The organism is Bacillota bacterium (assembly GCA_023511835.1).
In the GTDB taxonomy this organism is placed as follows: domain Bacteria; phylum Bacillota; class Sulfobacillia; order JAIMAT01; family JAIMAT01; genus JAIMAT01.
This window is the reverse complement of record JAIMAT010000126.1, coordinates 1-4,297: the sequence shown is the minus strand read 5'-3', so window position 1 is coordinate 4,297 and position 4,297 is coordinate 1. Positions and strand designations below refer to the sequence as shown.

The following is a 4,297-nucleotide window of genomic DNA, read 5'->3' as shown; positions in this document are numbered from 1 at the left end:
CCTGGTAGAGTTCCAGCATGTGGGCGAAGAGCGGCGCCACGGCCACGCGCTCCAGGTGCAGCTCCAGCGCGCGCGCCTCGGCCAGGCTCACCTCCTGCAGCTCCCGGACCAGCCGGCTCATGCGCAGCACCTCGTCCTCCAGGGAAAGGACGGTCTCCGGGCGGGGCGGCTCGCCCGCCTCGTGGATCGCCTCCAGGTGGCCCCGCAGCACGGCCAGCGGGGTGCGCAGCTCGTGCGCCACGTCGGCCATCAGGCGGCGCCGGGCCGCCTCGGACTCCTCCAGCCGCACCGCCAGCTGGTTGAGCGCCCGCCCCAGCTCGCCGAACTCGTCCTCCTGGCTCGCCACCGCCTCGGGGACGCGGGCGCCCAGGTCGCCCTGGGCGAGGCGGCGGACCGTCTCCAGCAGCCGGCGGAGCGGCGAGGCCAGCCGGCGCGAGAGCAGGGCGGCGGCCAGCGCGGCCAGGAGGAGCGCCACCAGCGCGCCCAGCAGCACCTGGCGGGTGGCCGTGGCCTGGAACTCGCCCTCCAGCGTCTCCAGCGCCGGCAGCCGCGGCAGCGCCAGCCAGACGCTCCCCACCCGCACCCCGTCGACGGTCACCGGCGCCGAGACCAGGCCGCGCCCGGCGCCGTCCAAGAGCGCCCGGTCGAAGCCGCCGGAGGAGATGAGAAGGCGGCCGGAGGCGTCGGTCACCGCCCAGGCGCCGCCCAGCAGCCGGCTGGCCAGCGGGCCCGCCCCGGCCGACCGGGGCGGCGGGCCGGCCAGCAGGCCGCCCAGGCCGGTGCCGGCGGGGCCGCGGCCGCCGCGCGCCGGGAGCGCCAGCTGGGCCAGCACCGCCGGCCAGCTCCCGTCCCGGCGGTAGAGCTGGGCGAGGCGGGCGGCCAAGCCGTCGGCGCGCTCCTGCGCCGTCCGTGTCAGGTAGTTCTCGAAGCTGCGCGTCACGCCCGCGTCGCCCCACCAGGCGGCCACCAGCAGGGCCGCGAAGGCGACGCCAGCGATGGCCAGCGCCACGCGCAGGCGGAAGGGCCAGCGCAGCCAGGGTCGCACCCCCGCCACGGCTCAGCGCCGTCCCTCCGCCGGCGCCGCCGGCGAGGCGGGGCCCGCCGGCAGGTCGAGGCGGTAGCCCACGCCGTGGACGGTGGCGATCCAGCGCGGATCGCCCCCCGCCGCCTGGAGCTTGCGGCGCAGGTTGAAGATGTGGGTGTCCACCGACCGCTCGTAGCCGGCGTACTCCTCGCCGAAGGCTGCGTCCAGGAGCTGCAGCCGCGTCCAGACGCGGCCCGGCCGCTCCGCCAGCACGGCCAGGATGCGGAACTCGGTGCGCGTGAGCTCCAGCTCGCGCTCCTCCACGCTGGCCCGGTACCGCTCCGGGTAGACGCGCAGCGGGCCCAGCTCCACCACCGCCTCCTCCGGCTCGGCGCCCTGGCGGCCGCCGCTGCGCCGGAGGATGGCGCGGATCCGCGCCGCCAGCTCGCGCACGCTGAAGGGCTTGACCATGTAGTCGTCGGCGCCCAGCTCCAGGCCCAGCAGGCGGTCCGCCTCCTCGCCGCGCGCCGTCAGGATGAGGATGGGCACCGCGGAGCGCGCGCGGATCCGCCGGCAGACCTCCAGCCCGTCCAGGCCGGGGAGCATCAGGTCCAGCACCACGAAGTCCGGCTCCGGCCGCTCGCCGCCGAAGCGCTCCAGCGCCGACGGGCCGTCCGGGGCGATCTCGCAGGCAAAGCCCTGCCCCTCGAGGAAGCCGGCCACCATGGCGGCCAGCTTCCGCTCGTCTTCGACCACCAGCACGCGCGGTGCCGCGGCGACCTCCTCGCCCGGCATCCGGGCACCCCCGCCCACCAGCCTACCATGCGCGCCCTCCGGCTTGACTCCGCCGCCCCCAGCCTCTAGAGTCAGGGCGAAGAACGAGGGCCTTTAAGCCGGTCCGGCGAGGCTGGCAAGGCGGCGCCCGGCAGGTTCCCGGGAAGAGAGCTGACGAGCCCCTCGCGCAGGCCGGACGGCCGCGCGGGGGGCTTTTGGTTCCGCGGGGAGCCGGCACCGGAGGCCCGGGAAGGGTGAGCGGCATGGCGACGTGGGTGGAGGCGAGGTCGGGCGTGGGGCCCCACTTCCTGGGGGTGCGGGGGATGGACCGCGCCGCCATGGGGGCCATCCTCGGCCGCGCGGCCGAGCTGAAGCGGATCTGGATGGAGGGCGAGCCGCTGCCCCAGGCGCTGGCGGGGAGGACGGTGGCCACGCTCTTCTTCGAGCCGAGCACGCGCACGCGCAACTCCTTCCTGCAGGCCGCCCAGCTCCTGGGCGGCCTGACGCTGACGGTGGAGGCCGAGAGCTCCAGCGTCCGCAAGGGCGAGACGCTGGAGGACACCATCCGCACGCTGGAGGCCGTGGGCGTGGCGGTGGTCGTCCTGCGCCACCCCGAGTCGGGCGCCGCCCTGCGCGCGGCCGCCGCGGCCAGCCGCCTCGCCGTCCTCAACGCCGGCGACGGCATGCACGAGCACCCGAGCCAGGCGCTGCTGGACGTGATGACGCTGGCAGAGCACTTCGGCGGCGCGCGGCGCGCCGGAGAGCTGGACCTGGACGTGCTCTGCGGCCTGCGCCTGCTCATCCTGGGCGACGTCGCCCACAGCCGCGTCGCCCGCTCCGACATCTGGGCGCTGAGCACGCTGGGCGCCAGCATCTGGGTGAGCGGACCGGCCACGCTTCTGGGCTGGCTGCCCGAGGGCGTCCACCGCGTCGAGCGGCCGGAGGAGGTGCTGGGCGAGATGGACGCCGTGATGGCGCTCCGCCTGCAGCGCGAGCGCATGACGGCCGGCCTCATCCCCTCCGAGGGCGAGTTCCGCCGCCGCTGGGGCATGACCGCCGAGCGCGTGCGCCTGCTGCCCGCCCACGCCGTCGTCCTCCACCCGGCGCCCGTCAACCGGAACGTGGAGCTGGACGACAGCGTCATGGACTCCGACCGCTCGCTGGTCTTCCTGCAGGCGCGGAACGGCGTCGCCGTGCGCATGGCCCTGCTGGAGCGCGCCGTGGAAGGGGGCCTGCCGGCATGAGCCGCTTCTGGCTGGTGGGCGCGCGCCTCCTCGGCCCCGACGGGGAGGAGCACGACGGCTCGGTGGCCGTGGAGGAGGGGCGCATCGTCGACGTGCGCGAGGAAGCCCGGCCCGACGCCTCCCTCCTCCGCTCCTCGCCCGTCCTCGACCTGGAGGGCGCCTACCTGTTCCCCGGGCTGGTCGACCCCCACGTCCACCTGCGCGACTTCGAGGAAGCCAGCCGCGAGACGGTGGCCAGCGGGACGCGGGCGGCCGCCCGCGGCGGCTACACCACCGTCTGCGCCATGGCCAACAGCCGCCCGCCGCTGGACAGCCTGGAGGCGCTGGCCGCCTTCCAGGCGCGCGTGGCCGAGTCGGCCGTCGTCCGCGTCCGCCCGCTGGCCGCCGTGACGCGCGGCCTCCAGGGGCGCGAGCTGACGGAGATGGGCCGCCTGCGCGAGGCCGGCGCCGTCGCCTTCTCCGACGACGGGGCGCCGCTGGCCGACGCCGGCCTCATGCGCCGGGCGCTCCTCTACGCGGGCCAGCTGGGCGCGGTGCTGGTCGCGCACGAGGAGGAGCCCTCGCTCTCCGCCGGCGAGCCGCTGGCCGCGGGCGAGGCCGCCTTCGCCATGGGCTTCCTCGGTCAGCCGCCCTCGGCGGAGACGGCCATGGTGGCGCGCGACCTGGCCATCCTGGCCGAGACGGGCGGCCGCCTCCACCTGGCCCACCTCTCCACCGCCGGAGCGGTGGCCGCGCTGCGTGCCGCCAAGGCGGCCGGCCTGCCGGTGACGGCGGAGGTGACGCCGCACCACCTCCTTCTGACCGAGGCCGCCTGCGCCGGCTTCCGCGCCGAGGCCAAGGTCAACCCGCCGCTGCGCGGCCCGGCCGACCAGGAGGCGCTCTGGGCCGCCCTGGCCGACGGTACGCTGGACGCCGTCGCCACCGACCACGCGCCGCACACCGCCGTCGACAAGGCGCGCGGCTTCGCCCAGGCTCCCTTCGGCATCGCCGGCCTGGAGGCGGCCTTCCCGCTCCTCTACACCTACGGCGTGCTGGCCGGCCGCATCGGCCTGGCCGCGCTCTTGGAGAGCATGTCCGCCGGCCCCGCCCGCCTCTTCGGCCTGGAGGCGCCGTCGCTCCGACCCGGCGCCCCGGCCGACCTCTTCGTCTACGACCCGCGGCCCGAGCGGACCGTCGAGCCGGAAGGCTGGCTGAGCCGGGGCCGCAACACGCCCTTCGCCGGCTGGCGCGTGCGCGGCGAGGTGCTCCTGACGCT

Annotated in this window: 4 protein-coding genes; 2 read left to right on the top strand and 2 right to left on the bottom strand. The window is 76.9% G+C overall.

The window, feature by feature from the left end; all coding sequences use genetic code 11:
- On the bottom strand, window positions 1-1,054 hold a 1,054-nt coding region (locus K6U79_11200), incomplete at its 3' end, for a HAMP domain-containing protein (GenBank protein ID MCL6522919.1).
- Between the two features lie 3 nt (window positions 1,055-1,057).
- Complete coding sequence (locus K6U79_11195; GenBank protein ID MCL6522918.1) at window positions 1,058-1,819, bottom strand: response regulator transcription factor; 762 nt, start codon at window positions 1,817-1,819, stop codon at window positions 1,058-1,060.
- 242 nt (window positions 1,820-2,061) lie between these two features.
- Here K6U79_11195 and K6U79_11190 point away from each other — a divergent pair, with 242 nt between their 5' ends.
- Window positions 2,062-3,042, top strand: coding sequence for an aspartate carbamoyltransferase catalytic subunit (locus tag K6U79_11190; GenBank protein MCL6522917.1), 981 nt, complete (start codon window positions 2,062-2,064; stop codon window positions 3,040-3,042).
- Window positions 3,039-4,297 (top strand): dihydroorotase (locus tag K6U79_11185; GenBank protein ID MCL6522916.1); only part of this gene is annotated, 1,259 nt, incomplete at its 3' end. The genes K6U79_11190 and K6U79_11185, both read left to right, overlap by 4 nt.